This is a genomic window from Streptosporangiales bacterium (assembly GCA_009379955.1).
Classification (GTDB): Bacteria; Actinomycetota; Actinomycetes; order Streptosporangiales; family WHST01; genus WHST01.
Genome location: WHST01000048.1, coordinates 1 through 16608, shown reverse-complemented (window position 1 = coordinate 16608; position 16608 = coordinate 1). Strand labels below are relative to the sequence as shown.

Sequence of the window (16608 nt, the reverse complement as noted above, 5' to 3'; positions counted from 1 at the left end):
GCGGCGATGACCGTGCAGGAGGAAGAGCCGAGCGGGGCCTCGGGCGCGCACGTCGCCCGGTCGACCAGGAAGCGGACGCGTCGGCTGCCCCGGTGGGTCGGACCGACCGTCGCGCTCGTCGCCTTCGCATCACTCACGCCCATGGCGTACACGCTGAAGCTGGGGGTGGTGACGACCCTCACCACGGTCCTCATGTTCGCGGCCGTCGCACAGGGCTGGAACCTGCTCGGCGGGTTCGGGGGATACCTCAACTTCGGCATGGTCGTGTTCTTCGGTACGGGCGTCTACACCTCCGCGATCCTCGACAACCAGCTCGGCTGGAGCGTCTGGACGACGCTGCCGATCGCCGGCCTGGTCGCCGCGATCCTCGCGTTGCCCGTGGGCCTGGCGACCCTGCGACTACGTGGCCACTACTTCGCCATCTTCACGCTGGTCATCACGTTCCTCATGCTGTCGGCCGCGGCCAACCTGAGCATCACGCGCGGTGCCAACGGGCTCTACACGACCGCGCCCGTGACCGGTACCCGGCCGATCGCCGCTCTCTTCTTCTACGCGTTCCTCGCCCTCGTCGTCGTCGCCACCGCTCTCGCGTTCGTCGTGCAGCACTCGAACCTCGGCTACGCGTTACGTGCGATACGCGAGGACGAGGACGCCGCGGCCGTCCTCGGCGTGCGCACGACGACCGTGAAGTTGGGCGCTCTGCTCCTCGGTGGGGCGGTCGCCGGGGTGGCCGGGGGACTGTACGCGTTCCAGACCGGCTACATCGAACCGGTGGGCACGTTCAGCCTGAGCACCTCGCTCGACATCGTGCTCATCTGCGTGATCGGTGGGCTCGGTACGTGGCAGGGCCCGTTGATCGGCGCGGGCATCGTCGTGTTGCTCGAGCAGTGGCTGCGAACCGCATTGGCGGGGTTCCACCCGTTCGGCTGGGAGATACCCGTCGAGTCCAACCGAGTCGTGCTCGGGCTGCTGCTCGTGCTGTTCGCGTTGTACGCCAGGCGCGGTGTCGTGGGGCTGTTCTCCTCGGCGCGCGGCCGCCGGCTGTCGGTGTGAGGGAAGAGCGGAAGGGGAGACGCAATGCCACATGTCGTGCGCACGTCGACGGACGAGGAGTGGCGGGAGCCGGAACCGCCGTTCGCCGGCGCCGGGTTACGCGTGCTGCCGCTGGTAGGAGCGCGCGACTCCTCGGTCCACCTGGAGATACGGCTGTGCGAGCTGCCCGCGGACGCGACGCTCCCCGCGCACTTCCACGCGTTCGAGGAGTCGTTCTACGTGTTGGCAGGCTCGGCGACCGTGTGTGTGGGCGAGTCGGCGTATGAGGTGGGGCCGGGCGACTACGGCTTCGCGCCGGTGGCCACCACGCACGCGTGGCGAGGCGACGGCTCAGGACCGGTGCGGTGGCTGGAGGTGCGTGCCCCTCAGCCCCTGGCCACCGCCCACTCCACCGGGACGGTGCTCGCGGACGGTCACGGGTTCCCCGCGATGGCGGGACCTCCGAGCGAGACCGATCCCCGGCACAGGCATGTCGGTCGCTTCCGCGACGACGACATGGCGCCGTACGGGCCGTTGTCCATGCCCGGGTACCACGGACCGAACATCCGCAACATCTCGGTGCGGATGCTGGTCGACCGGCTCCTCGGCGCGCAGCATCACACGCTGTTCATGGTGGAGTTCGCGCAGGGCGCCACGAAGGGCAGGGCCGCGAGCGAGCACTACCACCCGTTCGAGGAGATCTACTTCCTGCTGGCGGGTGAGGCGATCGGCACGCTCGACGGCGAGCGAGTGTGCGTGCGTGCCGGCGACATCGTGTGGACGGGCGTGAACTCCACGCACGGCTTCGTCAACGAGGGCACGGAACCCGTCCGCTGGCTCGAGGTGCAGAGCCCGACACCGCCGACGTCGAACGCGTTCTTCTTCCCCGACGACTGGTCCGCCGCGCGTCTGGGAACGCCGCCCACGCCCGGTTGATCACTCCGTCGCCAGTCTCGTCGCGCCGGGGCGTCGGCCCACGGGTCGACGAGTGCCTTGATCACGCGGCTGCCGCCGTCGATCATCGGTCGCAGTGCGTCGTCGACGACTCTGTCGAGGCTGAGTGCCGTTGGCGCGATGTCGGCCCACGACGTGCGCCGGGTGCCCAGCAGGCGCAACGACTCCGGCAGGTCGGCTGTCACCACGTGCGCGTTGGTGCCCACGAGCTCGAGCTCGCGAAGCGATGCTCGGGTGAGATCGACCGGACGGTGTGTGTCGTGCAGCCCCACCAGGACGAGCCGCCCTCCCGGCGCGAGCAGGTCGAGCGCGGTGGTGAGTCCGCCGGCGGTGCCGGTGACCTCGAAGACCACGGGGAACACCGGGCCGAGCGCCGCGCTCTCGCCGGGACGGCAGACCGTGGTGGCGCCGAGCCCGGAGGCCACGTCCAGCCGGCCGGGGTCGAGGTCGACGACCGTGACCTCGCCGCGCTCCGCGGCGGTGAAGGTCAGGAACGCGCCGATGCCACCGACACCGACCACGGCCACGGGGACGTCTGGGCGCGCTTGGCCGCGACGGAAGGCGTGCACGGCGATCGACATCGGTTGTGCCAGCGCGGCGAGATCCTCCGACAGGCCGTACCCGTCGGCGTCGAGGCAGATCTCTGCAGGGACGGCGCAGTACTGCGCGAGTCCGCCGTGGCGCTGCAGACCGACCGTCGCGTACCGCCGACACAGGTTCGTGCGCCCGGCCAGGCACCGGTCGCAGGTGCCACAGCTGATGCCGGCGCCGCACGCGACCACGGTGCCGGCGCGGAAACCCACGACCCCGGCTCCGGCGTCGACGACCCGACCGGTCAGCTCGTGGCCGGGGATCAACGGGCCGACGTGCCCGGTCACCTCGTGTCGCGAGGCGAGGGGGACCAGGTGCGGACCGGAGGCGAACTCGTGCGCGTCGGTGCCGCAGACCCCGACAGCGTGCACCTCGAGCAGCAGCTCACCCGCCGCGGGTGTCGGCACCGACCGGTCCTCCAGCCGCAGGTCACCGCGACCGTGGAAGACGAGAGCCCTCATCGTCCCGGCCGTCCGTCGGAACGTCTCGATGCGGTGCGGTGACCGCGGCCGATCACGTCGTCGCGTTGCCGGGGTAGGCACTGCTCGAGCTCCTCGAAGACCGTGATGTTGTGCCGGAACGCCGTGATCGCCTCGTCGGTCAGCTCGTCGCATTCGGCGTCGGTGAGGTCGATGGCGTCGAGCCGCCGCCGGTAGGCGTCCTTGAACCGCTTGGGCTTGGCGATGCCGGAGAAGCTGTAGAACCGTACGCCGTCCTCGGCGAAGCCGTACGTGCGGCTGACCAGGGTCTTGATGATCCTGCCGCCCGAGAGGTCGCCGATGTAGCGGGTGTAGTGGTGCGCGATGAACGCCGTCGGCCACCGGGTGCACGCGTCGACGATCCGGTCCGCATAGGCCTGGGTGCCGACCGTGGGCGCGTGCTCGAGGCGCCAGTCGTGCCCGAGCAGCCAGGGCAGGTCGACGTCGAGTGCGGGCAACCTGGCGAGGTCGTCGAAGACGAACTGTCCGGCGACCGGATGCGAGCGCAGCTGGTCCGCGGTGCGCTCCAGGGCCGCATAGATGTAGTAGTGCTGCGCGAGCATGCCGGCGTACGCGGACGCGGGCAGCCGCCCGGCCAGCAACTCGGTGATGAACGCAGAGCTCTCGGCGCGCGCATGCACCTCGCGGGTGGCCGCGGCGAGCCGCGCCGACAGCTGCTCCATGCGTTCCACTATCGAGTAAGGCTACCCTAAGTCAATGCCGTCCGCAGCGTGTGGGTGGTCGCTCGGGTCGTCGTCGATCCCGGGGCGGCGACGGCGTGGGTCATGACCGCGCGGGATGGTTAGGGCTTCGTCCGCTCGGTCCGAAGGGTCTCCACACTCTCCTGGAGGCGCAGCAGATTCGGGAAGAGCCTCCTGAAGGTCAGCGGGACCACGGCCGACGCGAACAGGAATGCCGCGAACATGAGCGTCGTCAGGGTGAAGCTGCCCGAGGCGCCCCTGAGGAGACCCGCGAAGTACGGTCCGAGGAAGCTGCCGAGGTTGCCGATCCCGTTCACCAGCGCGAATCCGACCGCCGCTGCCGAGCCCGAGAGGATCGCCATCGGCGATGCCCAGAAGAGCCCGATGTAGGCGGTGCCGCATCCCATGGCGACGCAGGTGGCGACGAACGCGAGGATCGGCACGTCGATCAGTACGCCCAGGACGAGCGCTGCTCCCGAGACGAGGCCGAACGTGATGAGGTGCCATCGGCGGTCACCCGTTCGAGAAGCGGTACGTCCGAAGAAGGCGAGCGCGGCGAGACCGACGATGAACGGAACGGCCGAGAGAAGGCCGTTGTGGAGCGTGCTGATGCCGCTGAAGCCGGCCTCGATGATCTGTGGCAGCCACAGGAAGATGCCGTAGTACCCGAGCAGGAGCACGAAGTAGGCCAGGCTGTACACCCACACGGTCTTCTGCCGTAGCGCCTCGACGAGGTCGCTGAGCCCGTGTGACTCCCGCGCGGCGACGTCGCGTTCTGCCGCCAACCGCTCCAGCAGACTGTCGCGGTTGACCTGGGGAAGCCATCGGGCCGCTGCCGGGCTGGAGGGGACGACACGGAACCACACCAGCGCCAGGGCCACCGGAGCGATGCCTTCGACGAGGAAGAGCCATTGCCAGCCGGCGAGCCCGGCGACCTCCAGGTGCATCAGCAGTCCGGCGAGCGGGCCGCCGATGACCGCGGCGATCGGGGTTGCGGCGGTGATGACGATGGCGGCCCGAGCGCGACTGTCCGCCGGAAGCCAATAGGTGAGGAACAAGAACACGCCCGGGAGGAAGCCGCCCTCGGTCAGCCCGAGCAGGAACCGGAGCAGCACGAACGTCACCGGGTTGGGCACGAACGCCTGGACGACGGTGACCAGACCCCAGGCGAGCACGAGTGTCCCGAGCCAGCGCCGGGCGCCGACTCGCTGGAGGAGCAGGTTGCTCGGCACCTCCGCCAGAGCGTAGCCAAGGAAGAAGATCCCGGCCGCCAGGCCGAACATCTCGGCGCTGACGCCGAGATCGTCGTTCATCTGGAGTGCGGCGAAGGAGATGTTCGTCCGGTCGATACAGACGAGCAGCTGGCCGAGGAAGAGAATCGGCAGGAGCCGCGTGTACACCAACCTCGTGGTCGTCTGTCCTGTGCTTCTCGGTGTGGTCATCGACGGAATCCTCTCGGGAGGTGTCGACAGGCTCCCGCCGGTTGGGCGTGGTCTATCCGAACAGGCGCGTGCTGGCGATTCGCGCACCGTCGCTGAGCGCGCTGAGCTTCGCCCACACGACGTCGTCGGCGACCCGACCTCCTCCGGCGGCGGACTCGAACCCGCAGTCGGTGCCCGCGAGCACGCGGGTCGGGTCACCGAGAGACTCGGCGATCCGCACCAGGCGGTCGGCGACGCCTTCGGGATGCTCCACGTAGTTGGTCTGGGTGTCGATGACCCCGGCGACGACGATCTGGTCGTCGTCGGGTTTCCAGTCGGACAGCACCTTGTGCTCGTGTGCGTGACGTGGGTTCGCGAACGGCAGGACGAAACCTCCGACGTCGGCCTCGCGCAACACCGGGACGATCGCCTCGAGCTCCAGATCGCAGTCGTGCGGGCCCTCGTAGTTTCCCCAGCACACGTGCATGCGCACCCGGTCCCTGGGGATGTTCTCGATCGCCTCGTTGATCGTCCGCACGACCGACGAGGCGAACGCCAGGAACTCGGACAGGCTCCGGTCCTTGTACGTGCGGTGACGTTCGAGAGCGAGGTCAGGACAGTCCAGCTGCAGCACGAAGCCGTTGTCCACGATGGTCTCGTACTCCACGCGCATCGCGGCACCGACGGCCGCGAGGTACTCCATGTCACTCGCGTAGTGGGCGTTCTTCATGGCAGCGACCACGATCCCCGGTGACGGCGCGGTCATGAAGGCCTCGGTGAACGCCCCCTCCGTGGCGCCGTCGAGACATGCGCGCAACTGGGCACACTCGTCCTCGATCGGGCGGCTCGTCACATGCCGCACGGGACCGACGGCCATCGGCACGCCGGTGATGTTCGTGACACCCTCGATCGCCCCGATGAAACGTCGGTACGCGCGCGCGTAGAGCGGGTAGCGGTCCGCGTCGGCCGTGGGCGGTCGCTCCCAACTCCCGCCGAACCCGGAGAGCCGGTTCTGGACGAACGTGAAGTAGCTCTCCCGCCGCGCCTCGCCGTCGTTGCCGATGTCGACGCCTACCGCGAGCTGGCGTCGCACGCTGGCGTGCTGCGCCTGTCTCCCGAGCTCCTCGAGCTCGGTCTCCGAGACGTCCTCACCGCGAGATCGCGCGCCGTAGAGCCGCGCCAGATCCTGGGATCTCGGCAGACTCCCGGAATGGGTGACCATGATCCGTTCGTCACTGCGCCGCATCGTGCACCTCCTGCGAGCCGGAGTCGAATCGGTCAGACGGAGAATTCCAGGCTTCCGATGCCGGGCGACGCGGACAGGTGCACGGTTCGTGACAGGACGGGCTGGGAGGGGCTGCTCGCATCGAGCTCGTGCGCCTCGACCGGGACCTCGAACTCGTTCATGCGCGCGTCCAGCGAGGGGAACTCGTACAGCACGGCGTACTTGGCAGGGCCCGATATCGAGACGAAGCGGCGGAAGCGGATACCGCTCGGCATACCCAGGAAGCGCGGAATACGGTTGTGCTGGTACCAGTCGCTGAGCATCCACTCGGCGTCGACGGAATCCATGTCGAACGTGCCGAACTGGACGGCCGGCGCGAAGCCGAGGTCGTCGCGACGACTGTTCCCCGGAACATCGGTGATGGTCGTGTACAAGGCGCGCGTGTGGTGCCGCAGGCGACCATCCTCGCTCTCCGCCGGAAACCCGCGGATCTTCGCCTCGGCATCCAACGCCTCGTCCAGCGAGCCGAACTCGGTGAGCGCGACCCACGTCGCTGCGCCCAGCTCCGCCCCGTGCTCGAGGCGCTGGAGGCGCTGCGCGAACGCCTGCATCCCAGGGCCACCCGCGTTCAGTCGGTAGACCGCCGACGCCGCCACGCCCGGAAGGACCTGGACGTCGCGGTGGAACTCTTCGATCTCCGGTCGAGTCACCTCCGGGTCCTCCGCGACGAACCAGGACGCTCTCAGCACCGCAGGTGGCATGGACCGAATCTCCCTTGATCGAGGCGGGCACCGTCTGTATCACGCATAATGCATGATACTTGTCGTACCGTGACGGAGCAAGATCGAGAAGCTCAGGGTGCCGGTGGCTGCGCTCTGCCCGGGTCGCGGCACGCGAACCTGTCGAGCCGGTCGCGCAGCAGGCGGGCGTCCGCGTCGAGTGCCGTGACGAGGACGCCGGGGCCGGCGAGCGGCAGGACGGCGAGGCCGGGTTCCGCGAGAGCGGCCTTGCGGCGTCGCTCGTCCGTCCACGTCGGGTCGATGGTGAGCAGCGAGCCGTACGCACGGGCGCCGATCGCCGAGGCACGTCCCACCGTCACGGGATCGGTGCCGTCCAGCGTCAGCTCGTGCCGCAGCAGCGGGGTGCCCGCGACGTCGACGCGGATCCGGCCGCGGTGGACGCCGCCGGGCTCGCCGTACCGGCCGAGCTGAACCTCCTCGCGCACCGTCAGGAAGCCGGTGGCGTCGACGTCGGCCTCGATGCGCGTGCAGTGGCGTGCGCCGGTGGCGACGACCGTCGGTTCGGGTGCGACCACAAGACGCGCACCGGCGGCGACGTGCAGGCGCCACGTCATCGACGACTCCCCGGCACCGGGCAGGGCGACGGTGGCGGCGACCGTGCGGACGTGGAGCAGCGTGCCCTCGCCGACCGTCACGGACAGCTCGAGGTCGTCGCCGCCGATCGGGCCGGCGGCGCCGGCGGCGACGTAGACGGCGTCGCGGGTCGGTCGGAGCACGAGCGGCGGCTCGGAGTGGAGCGCGGTGAGTCGCGTGTGCCCCTCCGCGTCCGCCTCGGCCCGTACGACCGCGCGCGCTCTCACGACGCCGTCGCGGTCCGGTCCAGGACGAGGCCGGACACCCAGGCCGCGACGTCGTCGGCGTCCGGCCGCTCGCGCAACGAGAGGAGCATCGTGGGCAGCTCGCCGCGCATGGCCGCGGCGTCGCGGGTCATCACGCCGAGGTCGGCGCCCACCAGCGCGGCGAGGTCGGTCTTGTTGACGACGAGCAGGTCGGCACGGGTCACGCCCGGGCCGCCCTTGCGCGGCACCTTGTCGCCGCCCGAGACGTCGAGGACGAAGATCTGCCGGTCGACGAGCCCGTAGCTGAACGTCGCGGTGAGGTTGTCGCCGCCGCTCTCGACGAGGACGAGGTCGAGTCCGGGGAACCGCGCCTCCAGCGCCTCGATCGCGTCCAGGTTGGCGGAGATGTCGTCCCTGATCGCGGTGTGCGGGCAGCAGCCGGTCTCGACGGCCGTGATCCGGTCGGGGTCGAGGACCCCGGCGGCGCGCAGGAAGTCGGCGTCCTCGGTCGTGTAGATGTCGTTGGTCACGACGGCGAGCGAGAACGTCGGGCCGAGCGTGCGGCACAGCGCCGCGACCAGCGCGGTCTTGCCGCTGCCGACGGGTCCGCCGATGCCGATGCGCAGCGCCCGGCCCGTGGGCGCGGCCGGTTGGTCGGGCTCCGTGGCCGTGGCCGTGGCCGTGGTCGTGGTCAGGAAGCAAAGAGACGCACCTCCGTGCAGCGATGGATCTCCGCGAGCAGGTCGAGCCGCGGGGCGGTGGGACAGGGCAGGTCGTCGAGCGGCGCTGCCGCGGCGGCCGCGACCGCCGCCGCGACGTTCTCGATCGGTCCCGCGAGTGTGGCGAGCAGGGCCTGGACGGCGAGCGGATCGAGGCCACGCAGCCGGAGTGCGGCCGAGGCCGGGCCCGACACCGCCAGGTACGCCGCGACGCGCGCGACCCCGGCCGGTGGGCACCCGGCCGCCGCGCCAACCGCGCCGAGGACGACGGCGTGATGCGGGTCCGCCGCGTACGCGGCCAGCGACGTGAGCGACCGTGCGGGCCACGCCACGCATCCCGTCCGCAGCAGCGCACGTCCCTGGTGACGAGACGCGGCACGCTGCGCGGGAGAGGCCGTACGGGCGTCGGTCTCGGCGTCGAGACGCCGCCACAGCTCGTCGGACGCGAGCCGCGGTAACCGGTGGCAGGTCGCCGCCGCGACGGCGGCGGAGACCGTTCCGACAGTGCGCAGCCGTCCGCGGAGGAACACGTCCAGGTCGTCGAGGTCGCGCACGGTCCCGGTCGTCATCGCGGGCTCGACGCCGCCCGAATGGGCGTGTCCGCCCGAGGGCAGCCGCGAGTCCGCGAGCATCAGCAGCGCGACGGCGGATGCGTCCATGGTCAGAAGAGGAAGTAGCGCTGCGCCATCGGCAGCTCGGCGGCCGGCGCGGGTTCGACGACGTCGCCGTCGATGCGGACGGTGAACGTGTCGGGCTCGACCTCGATCCGCGGCAGCGCGACGTTCTCCGGCAGGTCGGCCTTCGTCACCCGACGGACGTCGGTGACCGGAGCGAGACGCCTGGCAAGCCCGAGACGTTCCGGCAGGCCGGCCTCGATCGCCGCGGGTGCGACGAACGACACCGAGGTGCGCGCCGCGACGGTCGGCGTCGCTCCCCACATCGGGCGCGGAAGCACGGGTTGCGGTGTCGGGATCGACGCGTTCGCGTCACCCATCGCCGCCCACGCGGCCATGCCGCCCTTGAGCACGACATGTGGACGGATCCCGAAGAACGCCGGCTCCCACAGCACGAGGTCGGCGAGCTTGCCGGCCTCGACGGAGCCGATCTCGTCCTGCAGCCCGTGCGCGACGGCGGGACAGATCGTGTACTTCGCGACGTAGCGCCTGGCCCTGTGGTTGTCGGCGGCGTCGTCTCCCGGCAGCGAGCCGCGTCGGACCTTCATGGCGTGCGCGGTCTGCCACGTACGGATCACGACCTCGCCGATGCGTCCCATCGCCTGGGAGTCCGAGCCGATCATCGAGATCGCGCCGACGTCGTGCAGGACGTCCTCGGCCGCGATGGTGGACGGGCGGATGCGGCTCTCGGCGAACGCGAGGTCCTCGGGGACCGCGGGGTTGAGGTGATGGCACACCATCAGCATGTCGAGATGCTCGTCCAGGGTGTTCACCGTGTGCGGCCGGGTCGGGTTCGTCGAGGACGGCAGCACGTTCGGCTGCGACGCGACGGTGATGATGTCGGGTGCGTGGCCGCCACCCGCGCCCTCCGTGTGGTACGCGTGGATCGTGCGGCCGGCGATCGCCGCGAGGGTGCTCTCGACGAAGCCCGCCTCGTTGAGGGTGTCGCTGTGCAGCGCTGCCTGGACGCCCGCGGCGTCACAGACGCGAAGACAGGCGTCGATCGCCGCCGGTGTCGAGCCCCAGTCCTCGTGCAGCTTGAACCCCGCGGCACCGGCGTGCAGCTGCTCCCACATGGCGGCCGCGGACACCGTGTTGCCCTTGCCGAGCAACGCTACGTTGACCGGCAGCGCGTCCATGGCCTCGAGCATGCGCGCGAGGTGCCAGGCGCCCGGCGTGACGGTCGTCGCCCTGGTGCCTTCGGCGGGGCCCGTACCGCCGCCGACGAGTGTGGTGACGCCGGCGCCGAGCGCCTCGTCGACCAGCTGAGGGCAGATCAGGTGGACGTGGCAGTCGACCGCACCCGCGGTGAGAATCTTGCCGTTGCCGGCCAGGATCTCGGTGGACGGGCCGATGACGAGGTCGGGGTGGACGCCGGACATCGTGTCGGGGTTGCCCGCCTTGCCGAGCGCGACGATGCGACCGTCGCGGACGCCGACGTCGGCCTTGACCACGCCCCAGTGGTCGAGCACGATCGCGCCGGTGATCACCAGGTCGGGCGCCCCCTCCGCGCGGGTCGCCGTGGCCTGTCCCATCGACTCGCGGATCACCTTGCCGCCACCGAACACGACCTCGTCGCCCGGTACGGGACCGCGGGCGAGGTCGTCCTCGACCTCGATCAGCAGGTCGGTGTCGGCAAGCCTGATCCGGTCGCCCGTCGTGGGCCCGTACAGCGTCGCGTACCGCTCACGGTCGAGTTCATGACTCATCGGCGGGCTCCTCGCCGCGGTCGACCTGCAGGCTAGGTACGTGCCGCCGCCCGGCGAGCGGCACCAGGGTCACCTCCCGGCTCAGGCCGGGCTCGAACCTGACGGCGGTGCCCGCGGGGATGTCGAGCCGGTGCCCCGCGGCCGCGGCGCGGTCGAACAGCAGGGCGGTGTTGACCTGCGCGAAGTGGAAGTGCGAGCCCACCTGGACGGGACGGTCACCGGCGTTGTTCACGACCATCGTCACCGTCGGCCGGCCCTCGTTGAGCAGGATCGGCTCGGTGCCGACGAGCACCTCCCCGGGAATCGGGCCGCCCGTCACGGGATCGGCCGATGCACGGTGATCAGCTTCGTGCCGTCGGGGAAGGTGGCCTCCACCTGCACCTCGTCGAGCATCTCGGGTACGCCGTCCATGACGTCGTCGCGGCCGAGCACGGTGCGCCCGTCGGACATCAGGTCGGCCACCGACCTGCCGTCGCGGGCGCCCTCGAGGAGGAAGGAGGTGATCACGGCGGTCGCCTCGGGATGGTTGAGCCGGAGCCCGCGGGCACGGCGCTCCTCGGCGAGCCGCGCCGCGACGTGGATCAGCAGCCGTTCCTGTTCGTGCGGCGTCAGTCGCATCGCCCAAGTCTGCCCTTCCGCCGACCGGCGTGCCAGCGGCGGGAGCAGGGCACGGCTCAGTCGTGGTCGGCGCAGCAGGGAGTGGGGTCGGGTATCTCGAACGGCGCGTAGCGGTCCCTCGCCACGGCGGTGGTGGTCAACGTGAGCACGCCATCGCGCCACTCCGGCCGTACGTGGTCGCGCGTCTCCACGAGATCGCTCTCGACCGGCTCGATCGGATGCGCGAGGACGGAGATGGCGTCGATCGCCGTGCGGGCGAGCATGTCGCCCACGGTGACCGTGCCGGTCAGCGTCGCGACGCCGACGTAGAGCACGGCCCGACCGCTGCGCCCCGCCGCGTGACGTGCCGCCGCCTCCGCGGCGGCGTCGCTTCGGTGGCCGGGGCCGAGGCGGCGCGCGCCCGCCGCGACGCCGACGCCGTCGGCGCGGGCCAGGTCGCTCCATGTCGTCCAGGCGGTCGCGTCGCCGGCGTCCGGCGGCAGCCCGAACGAGAGTGCGACGTGCGGTTCGTCCTCGGTGCGGATCAGGTGCGTGCACGCGAGGGTGTCGTCGGGGAGGCCGAGCCGGTCCGCGAGGTCGCGAACCAGGTGATCGGCCTCCCGGAGACCTCGCGTGCCGGCGTCGACGCCGACCACCGTGGACGACGCTCGTGCCGGCTCGGTCACGAGGGCAGCACCCACATCGGGTTGGTGTAGAACCACAGGTCCTGCCACGGATCCGCGTCGCCGACCACGTCCATCGCCGGTCCCGTGGGGTCGACGGCGGCGCCGCGCAGGCCGACGGCCGTGCGCTTGCCGTCGGTGCCGCGCAACCGGACGTACACCGGCGTGCCGACCTCGCCGAGCGGATAGGTGAGCCGTACGGTGCCGGTCGACCTACCGACCTCGAAGGACTTCACGACCCTGGTCTTCGGTGCGGCGAACGCATCGCGGTCGGACACCTCTCCCGTGACGTCGCCCTGGATGACGTCGACCCGGGCGAGCGTCGGCACGAACTGCGCCCAGTTCGGGCCGTTGGCCAGGTCGATCGTGACGACGAGGTCGACCTTCGTGCCGCGGCGCACCCGCAGCATCCCGCCCAGGGTGACGTCGTCACGGCCACTGCGGGTCCGCAGCCGGACGTCGAGGCCGCTGACGAGCCCGCCGTGGTCGACCCACACGCGGCCGGCGCGGATGCCGTCCATCACCGCGGCGTAGCCGAAGCCGGCCGCACCGACATGGGTGCGGCTGTAGTAGCCGGGCCAGAAGTCACTGTTGGTCAGCCCGAGCTGACCGCCGTACACGGGGTCCTCGTAGTACCCGTTGGCGGGGAAGTCACTGCCGGGTCCGCGCGCCACGGTGTCGGTGTACACCCAGTGGGCGTCGGAGTTGGCGCTGATCCACCACGGCTTGCCCTCCGCGAGCAGGCTGTCCCACAGCCCGCCGACCGTTGCCGTCATCCAGTCGTAGCCACCGAACGTGCGGTAGCTCTCCAGCGGATAGGCGGGGAACGAGTCCGCGCTTGGACTGCTGTCGTAGGCGCCCCGACCCGAGCCGGGACCGTTCGGCTTCGCGATGCCGGCGGCCTGGTGACCCGGCGCGCCCTCCATGCCCACGGCGATGCGGGGGTTCGCATCCCGCCAGGCACGGATCTCGTGCGGGGAGTCGAGGCCCTTGCGGGCCGGGTGGTTGGCGAGGAACAAGGCGTCGGTGACCTTGCGTCGCCTGACGGCGTCGGCGAGGAAGTTCACCCCGGCGATGGCGAGCGCCTCGTTCGCTGGCGTGTTGGCGCCGGCGCCCTTCACGGACCCGTCGAAGGAGTTCTCGAACTCCTTGAGGACGCCGACCTCTCTCCTGCCGGGGTGCACGAACACCGTGCCGTGCTCGGCCGCCGGAATGTTCCACTCCAGGCCCTGGAAGACGAGGGTGTCGCGGACGGCGGACCGGGCGGCGACGATGTCGGGGTTCACCTTCTCCACACCGATCTTCGCGTGCTGCTCGCTGCCGTGGTCGGTGATCACCATCCAGTCGAGGCCGTACGCGTTCGCGTGCCGGACCTGGTCGATCACCCGGTACACCGCGTCCGGGCTGTACTGGGTGTGGATGTGGTGGTCGCCGGCGAGCCACTGGTAGCCACGCCTCGGCACGTCGCCACCCGCCTTGGCGAGGGGCGCCGCCGCGGCGGCGCCGGAGTGGCCGAGAACGGTCCCGCCCGCCAGTCCGGCGCCGAGCAGCCCGGCCCGGCGAAGCAGTGACCGCCTGGACAGCTCGTCGGGGCTCAGCTCCTCGTCAGCGACGTCGAGGTCCAGGACGGGCGGCACGTCCGTGTCACCGGGGTCGTGGTGGTCGCCGTGGTGATGGTGGTGCGCGTGGTCGTGGTGACCCATCCCAGCCTCGTTCCCAACCCCCGGGCAGACGGTCATGGCGAGACAGAGCGTCGACCCCGGGGCTGAACCGGACGGGAATGCCGAGCTACCGCCGCGTGTCCACTCGATGTCGTGACCAGCCGTGACGGGTCGACCGCATCCTCGCGGCGCGCGGGCCGTCGCCCGCGCTACCGTCGAGGGCATGCGTGGATTCATCACCGACCCCGACCACCCAGGCGGTCTGCGCCTGGCCGAGGATCTGCCCGAGCCGGTCCCGGCCGACGGTGAGCTCGTCGTCGACGTCCGTGCCTACGCGGTCAACCGCGGCGAGCTCGCGTTGATCCCGGCTCGCCCGGAGGGCTGGCAACCAGGACAGGACGTCGCCGGAGTCGTGCACGCGGCCGCGGCCGACGGCACCGGTCCGGTGGCAGGTGAGCGCGTGGTGGCGATCGCACAGGGCGGCGGCTGGGCCGAACGCGTCGCGGTCGCGGCGGCGCACTGCGCGAGGCTCCCCGACGGTGTCGAGACCGAGCAGGCCGCGGCGTTGCCCATCGCCGGCCTCACCGCACTGCGAGCGCTGCGCCAGGCCGGTTCCCTGTTGGGCCGCCGTGTCCTGGTGACCGGCGCCACCGGCGGCGTCGGGCAGTTCGCCGTCCAGCTCGCACGGGCCGCCGGCGCCCACGTCACCGCTCTCGTCAGCGGACCACACCGACGCGACGAGGCCCGCACCCTGGGTGCCCACCGCGTGATCTGCGACCTGGACGACGACGGCCTCGAACCGTTCGCCTTCGTCGCCGACGGCATCGGCGGCGACACCCTGACCGCCGCGATCCACCACCTCGAGCCCGGTGCCACTGCCGTGACCTACGGGGCCCTCGGCGGACCAGCCACCATCGGGCTCCGCGACTTCGCCACCGCACCCAACGCCAGGCTCATGGGCCTTTTCCACTACGTTCCCGAGGACCAGAAGGGTGCCGACCTGGCGACCCTGGTGACCCAGATCCAGAACCGGACACTCGACCCACGCCTCGGCCGCGTCGACGACTGGACCCGCACCACAGACGTCCTCGCGGCCCTCGCGCACCGCGAGATCGTCGGCAAGGCCGTGCTGCGCCGGACCTGATCTCCGGGAAGGCAGCCGGTCACCTCGCGGCCGCAGCACGTGAACGGCACCCTCACCGTGCCCCGACGCGGTGAGGGTGCCGCTCACGGGGTGCCTGGTCGCCGCCGCATTTCGAAGGAACGTGATCAACCGGCGCGGGCGGCGAGCCTATTGACGATTCAGGACCGTCAAGATCCTCCGGAGTGCTACTGGGCGTCGCCCGTCACCGAGCAGGAGACAGTTCCTGTGATGGCGGCTCGTCCCAATGTGGCGGCCCACTGTCCGCAGGCGGCTCCACCCAATGATCAGGAGGTTCGATTCTCGCATCAATGTCCGCGTGCGTTTTCAGTAAATACAACAAATTGCTCCCAGAAAGCAGTTCGAGCGGCTTGTTCTTGGCGAAGTCGAACGAAGCTCTGCCATAGCCGGAGGTTGTGACGAGGATGCCTTTCGATGCGCCTTCGTTGTGGACGCTGCCGAACAGGTCGCGCACCGCACTGACGGGGACGGTGTTCTTGTAGAGCTTCGCTTGGATTACAACCTTGCCGCCGAACACGGGGCGGCTGTCGAAGGCGACACAGTCGACACCGCCATCACGTGAGGGCCTTGTCTGGCGGGTCTCGAGGCCCATGCGGGTGAAGAGGTTGGTGATCAACGACTCGAATTCGCTGAACTTTAGTTCCATAAGGTTCGGCCGCTGATCTAGGCCGGATAGAACATCGGCCTCCTCGACGAACCTTGGATCCACCATGTCAAAGTCGATGATCGGCCTGACAGGAGTCAGTTCCGACGGTGTCTTGGACACACTTGCCGAGAGGTCAAGCAAGCAGGCGAGAGCATCGACGCGGCTAAAGTCGCGGTTCATGAAGCTGTCTCGAGTAGCGAGTAGCGTGATCAGGCAGGGCTCCTCGGCTCGGCCGGTGGCGGCGTTGATCGTGTCAACGTGTCCGTTGAAGGCTATTGTATCGACGATGGCCGCTCGGTCCGCCTCGAAGATCTCGTGCAATGTGCGAACGGTCACTTTCGCGACCAACGTCTTGTACATCTCCTGTCGCTCACGCGCGGGTCGCAATTTCTCCGTAATCTTGTCGCCGGTACGTATATACTTATGTTCGGCGACAGTGGGAATGCGATCGTATGGTGGAAGGTAATATTTGACGACGAGCTGGCGCGACTCTGGCATGTAGGCGAGACGGAACCTCTGTGGGAAGTCTTCTGGATACTGGCTGAGTTCCAGAACATCGGCAAGGTACTGCGTGACCGCGGCTGGCACTCCCGCATGGAAGTCTTGCTTGAAGCGCTCGATCTCAGCATGCTGGCGCGCTAGTGTCGCCCGCCGGAAATTCGTAGGTTAAGTCGGTATGGTGGTGGCATGCCGAGAACTGGGCGTCCGAAGGCGGAGTTGGTGTTGACCGGTGCCGAGCGGGAGCAACTGATCGGCTGGTCTCGGCGGGCGAAGT

The 16608-nt window shown here is 70.1% G+C and carries 17 protein-coding genes; 3 read left to right on the top strand and 14 right to left on the bottom strand.

The window, feature by feature from the left end:
* The first annotated feature begins 6 nt into the window (after nucleotides 1-6).
* Both GEV10_15725 and GEV10_15720 read left to right on the top strand, forming a co-directional pair.
* Nucleotides 7-1053, top strand: a complete 1047-nt coding sequence (locus GEV10_15725) for a hypothetical protein (GenBank protein MQA79906.1) — start codon at nucleotides 7-9, stop codon at nucleotides 1051-1053.
* Nucleotides 1054-1077: 24 nt separating this feature from the next.
* A complete protein-coding gene (locus tag GEV10_15720) occupies nucleotides 1078-1968 on the top strand; it encodes a cupin domain-containing protein (protein MQA79905.1) in 891 nt (296 codons plus the stop codon).
* Here the strand turns inward: GEV10_15720 and GEV10_15715 are convergent.
* The 13 genes from GEV10_15715 to GEV10_15655 all read right to left on the bottom strand — a co-directional run bounded on the left by GEV10_15715 (nucleotide 1734) and on the right by GEV10_15655 (nucleotide 14067).
* Nucleotides 1734-3191: an alcohol dehydrogenase catalytic domain-containing protein gene (locus GEV10_15715; GenBank protein MQA79904.1), complete on the bottom strand. Its 1458-nt coding sequence runs from the start codon at nucleotides 3189-3191 to the stop codon at nucleotides 1734-1736. The genes GEV10_15720 and GEV10_15715 overlap by 235 nt on opposite strands.
* Nucleotides 3035-3739 (bottom strand): biliverdin-producing heme oxygenase, encoded by a 705-nt coding sequence (locus GEV10_15710; GenBank protein ID MQA79903.1) that lies wholly within the window; start codon nucleotides 3737-3739, stop codon nucleotides 3035-3037. Before GEV10_15710 ends, GEV10_15715 begins: the two co-directional genes overlap by 157 nt.
* A 119-nt stretch (nucleotides 3740-3858) precedes the next feature.
* Nucleotides 3859-5199, bottom strand: a complete 1341-nt coding sequence (locus GEV10_15705) for an MFS transporter (GenBank protein MQA79902.1) — start codon at nucleotides 5197-5199, stop codon at nucleotides 3859-3861.
* A 52-nt stretch (nucleotides 5200-5251) separates the two neighbouring features.
* The gene (locus tag GEV10_15700) at nucleotides 5252-6424 is read right to left on the bottom strand and encodes a hypothetical protein (protein ID MQA79901.1); all 1173 of its coding nucleotides are present in this window, start codon (nucleotides 6422-6424) and stop codon (nucleotides 5252-5254) included.
* Between the two features lie 32 nt (nucleotides 6425-6456).
* Entirely contained in the window at nucleotides 6457-7113 is a 657-nt protein-coding gene (locus GEV10_15695; GenBank protein MQA79900.1) for a hypothetical protein, read from the bottom strand.
* Nucleotides 7114-7256: 143 nt separating this feature from the next.
* Nucleotides 7257-8003 carry an urease accessory protein UreD gene (locus tag GEV10_15690; GenBank protein MQA79899.1) on the bottom strand — a complete coding sequence of 249 codons (747 nt, stop codon included), beginning with the start codon at nucleotides 8001-8003 and terminating at the stop codon, nucleotides 7257-7259.
* Complete coding sequence (ureG, locus tag GEV10_15685; protein ID MQA79898.1) at nucleotides 8000-8677, bottom strand: urease accessory protein UreG; 678 nt, start codon at nucleotides 8675-8677, stop codon at nucleotides 8000-8002. Before ureG ends, GEV10_15690 begins: the two co-directional genes overlap by 4 nt.
* On the bottom strand, nucleotides 8674-9360 hold the full coding sequence (locus tag GEV10_15680) for an urease accessory protein UreF (GenBank protein MQA79897.1): 687 nt from the start codon (nucleotides 9358-9360) through the stop codon (nucleotides 8674-8676). Before GEV10_15680 ends, ureG begins: the two co-directional genes overlap by 4 nt.
* 2 nt (nucleotides 9361-9362) lie before the next feature.
* Nucleotides 9363-11084, bottom strand: a complete 1722-nt coding sequence (locus GEV10_15675) for an urease subunit alpha (protein MQA79896.1) — start codon at nucleotides 11082-11084, stop codon at nucleotides 9363-9365.
* Nucleotides 11074-11388, bottom strand: coding sequence for an urease subunit beta (locus GEV10_15670; GenBank protein ID MQA79895.1), 315 nt, complete (start codon nucleotides 11386-11388; stop codon nucleotides 11074-11076). Before GEV10_15670 ends, GEV10_15675 begins: the two co-directional genes overlap by 11 nt.
* A gap of 11 nt (nucleotides 11389-11399) precedes the next feature.
* On the bottom strand, nucleotides 11400-11702 hold the full coding sequence (locus tag GEV10_15665; GenBank protein ID MQA79894.1) for an urease subunit gamma: 303 nt from the start codon (nucleotides 11700-11702) through the stop codon (nucleotides 11400-11402).
* Nucleotides 11703-11758: 56 nt separating this feature from the next.
* Nucleotides 11759-12367: a hypothetical protein gene (locus GEV10_15660; GenBank protein MQA79893.1), complete on the bottom strand. Its 609-nt coding sequence runs from the start codon at nucleotides 12365-12367 to the stop codon at nucleotides 11759-11761.
* Nucleotides 12364-14067 carry a histidinol-phosphatase gene (locus tag GEV10_15655; GenBank protein ID MQA79892.1) on the bottom strand — a complete coding sequence of 568 codons (1704 nt, stop codon included), beginning with the start codon at nucleotides 14065-14067 and terminating at the stop codon, nucleotides 12364-12366. The genes GEV10_15660 and GEV10_15655 overlap by 4 nt, the downstream gene beginning before the upstream one ends.
* A 181-nt stretch (nucleotides 14068-14248) precedes the next feature.
* On the opposite strand from GEV10_15655, the gene GEV10_15650 reads away from it, so the two are divergent.
* Nucleotides 14249-15169 (top strand): zinc-binding dehydrogenase, encoded by a 921-nt coding sequence (locus GEV10_15650; protein ID MQA79891.1) that lies wholly within the window; start codon nucleotides 14249-14251, stop codon nucleotides 15167-15169.
* A gap of 202 nt (nucleotides 15170-15371) precedes the next feature.
* Here GEV10_15650 and GEV10_15645 read toward each other — a convergent pair whose 3' ends face one another.
* Complete coding sequence (locus tag GEV10_15645) at nucleotides 15372-16421, bottom strand: hypothetical protein (protein MQA79890.1); 1050 nt, start codon at nucleotides 16419-16421, stop codon at nucleotides 15372-15374.
* Nucleotides 16422-16608: the final 187 nt, after the last annotated feature.